Origin of the sequence: Methanosphaera sp., from assembly GCF_016282985.1 — an archaeon.
Taxonomy (GTDB): Archaea; Methanobacteriota; Methanobacteria; order Methanobacteriales; family Methanobacteriaceae; genus Methanosphaera.
Genome location: NZ_JAEELZ010000108.1, coordinates 1 through 3,175, shown reverse-complemented (window position 1 = coordinate 3,175; position 3,175 = coordinate 1). Strand labels below are relative to the sequence as shown.

Below are 3,175 nucleotides of genomic sequence, written 5' to 3'. Positions count from 1 at the left end.
GTCTATAAACCAAGCGATTACATGGTAATAGGACCTAATAAGTTTTTTGTTAATTATATATCTGGAATATTACCAGACCTTGATGTTAATGGCGTTTCAGAATATACTATTGAAGAAGTTTTTGAAAAATATGTAGGTGAAGATTATACTATTAATAATAATTTAGATAAAATAATTGACCATGATAATGTATCAAAGATTAAAACATCATTAGAATTAAAAAATAAGATAGATGAATACTTTAAAACAATTGAAATACTCCCGGAAAATGATTTTACAATTAAAGGTGAAGTAATAATAAATAAAGGTGTAATAAAAAATTTTTATAATGACATAAATCAAAATTATTATAAGAGTATTAGGTCTAAAGTGGAAAGATTGATTCTTTTAATGACTAAATATATTGAGACAAATAAGGAAAGCATAATTTCAAATTTGATAAAACGAAATGTCAGTAGTGAAGTTATAAACGATGTTAAAAATAATATTGGTTTACATTTGAAAAAATATTTCAAAGTTTTAAATCTAAAAATCAAAAAAATATATATATCAATATTAGAAGACATGAATTTGAATACTAATGAAATAAGTAACAACAAAATTGATATCGAAGACATTCCCCCATTACTTTATATTAGATATTTGCTTATTGATGATAACATTTTTGAAAACTATAAGCATATAGTTATAGATGAGGCACAGGATTATGGACAATTTGCATTCTATGTATTAAACAAAATGTTTAAAAATGCAACGTTCAGTATTTATGGTGATCTTGCACAAAGCCTTTATTCATATAGAAGTATAGATAACTGGGAATGCTTGAATGATATATTCAATGATGTAGAAATATTAAAACTAAATAAAAGTTATCGTACTACGATAGAAATCATGGATGAAGCTAACAAGATAAATAAAAAACTAAATTTAACGGAAGCTATACCTGTAATAAGACATGGTGATGCAGTTGAGTATATTAATAAGAATATAATAGAATTAATGAACGAGTTGAATAAAAAGTACAAGACGATAGCTATAATAACTAAGACACAAGATGAAGCGGATAAGCTATATGAAAAACTTAAGGATGAGATAAATATTAATCTAATAAACAAAGCTAACTTAAATTATGACAGTAATATAAACATATTACCGAGTTATTTATCTAAGGGACTTGAATTTGATAGTGTAATAATTGTTGATTCATTTGATAAGGAAAATGTTATAGATTTAAAACTTTTATATGTTTCGATGACTAGAGCTTTGCATAAACTTGTAATCGTTGGCGACAATAACTTATAGTATAAAATAGTTTTGTTTAATACTATGCAAGAATATAAAATGGCTAGCAAATATTTTATGATTCTTAGCGGTATTAGGATTCTAAGAGTATTAAATACTCTTTTTTGTTTATTTTTTTATGTATTTTTGATATAATTAATATAGTATAGTATTGATGGGGGATGTTTATGAATCAAACCGAATTAAATGAATTAAAATTAAAAATATCAAAATTAGATATAAATGACAAAAAGATGAGGGATTTATATTTGAGAAAACTGGCGTTGGGTGAAATACAGGGACCTATGTTAGAGTATGCAAGTGTAAGTAATCCATGGTATAAATACTATGACGAGGAAGCTGTAACTAGCGAAGTTCCTGAAAAATCAATGTTCCAGTATCTTATTGACAGCGTTTCCGAATTTTTAGATGCAGAAGCACTTGATTTACGTATGGATTTTAATAACTTTGATAAAAGCATTAGAACGCTGACATATAGACAATTTTTAGAAGAAACAGTTACAGTAGCCTGCGGTTTAATTGAACTAGGAATTAAGCCAAATGAAATATTCTTAAATATGATTCCTAATGTCGTTGAAAGTAGGGAGTGTATATATGGTGGTAATGGTATTGGTGCTACTGTATACCCGATTTCTCCGATGATTCCAACTAGTAAATTTTCAGAGATTATCAAATTGAATTCTATAAAAAATGTTGCCATTTTTGGCGCGTTTTATGATAAGTTTTCTGAATTTTTGAATAACGATTCTATTAAACATATAATTTATTTGAATGGTTTGGAAGCACTACCTCCATTAGCACGAAAGATAGCTATGCTAACTGATAAAGAAAAAAAATATACAATACCAAAAGATAGTAGAATTATTACTTGGGATAAAATATTAAATGCCGGTAAAAAGTATAGAAGAAAAAATAAAATTAAAACATTTAAAGATTTTAAACCATATTATGAAAAAAATCATATTGCAGTAATAGTTGGAACAAGTGGAACAACTGGTATTCCTAAGGGTGCTTGTTTGACTGATAGAGCAGTTAATGCATGTGACTTCAGTGAGGAATTAGCTCATCCGTTTGAAGCTGGCGAAGTAAATTTGGATGTTTTGATACAATCCATATCTTATGGATTAGGAATTATGCATCATACTATGTGTGGAGGATTAAAAAATATAATTATTCCACAATTGGTTACTGATAAAATCGCGATGTTATTAAAGAAATTCAGGCCACAACACTTTTCTGGTGGACCAATACATTATGAAAATATAATTAAAAGTGATGAATATAAAAATGGAGAATTACCACAACCAAAAAATTATTTATGTGGTGGAGCTTCTTTGTCCAAGAAAACTGAAAAAGAATTAAATGGTAATGTTGATGAAAATTATGTTGAACCAAAGACTGGTGAATCTAAAGTATTTGTAAGGCAAGGATTGGGATCAACTGAAAATATGGGTACTGGAATATTTACAACTAGAGGAGCTTATAAGTTTGGTAGTGTAGGAATCCCTATTGCTCTTTCAAATTGTGGAATTTTTAAATATGGGACAGATGAGGAACTTCCATATGGAGAAGTTGGTGAAATTTGTATGTCTGGCGATACGGTAATGGAAGAGTATTTAAATAATCCAGAAGAAACTGCTAAAGTAATTAAAATTCATTCTGATGGTACTAAATGGTTACATTTAGGTGATGAAGGATATATGGATAAAGATGGCCATGTATATATGCTTGATCGATATAAAAACATTTTCATGAGGAATGGCTTTAATGTTCATCCAGAAAAAATTCGTGAGACTTTGTTAAAATCACCGCATGTTGCTGATTGTTGTGTTGTTGGTGTTGATCACCCTATTGAAATGAGCGTACCAGTTGC

2 protein-coding genes are annotated in these 3,175 nt (G+C 28.2%); both read left to right on the top strand.

Features of this window, described 5'->3' with window-relative positions; genetic code table 11:
* On the top strand, nt 1-1,302 hold a 1,302-nt coding region (locus tag QZZ11_RS06535; RefSeq protein WP_292474623.1), incomplete at its 5' end, for an ATP-binding domain-containing protein.
* Between the two features lie 167 nt (nt 1,303-1,469).
* A partial coding sequence (locus QZZ11_RS06530; RefSeq protein WP_292474621.1) for an AMP-binding protein occupies nt 1,470-3,175 on the top strand: 1,706 nt, incomplete at its 3' end.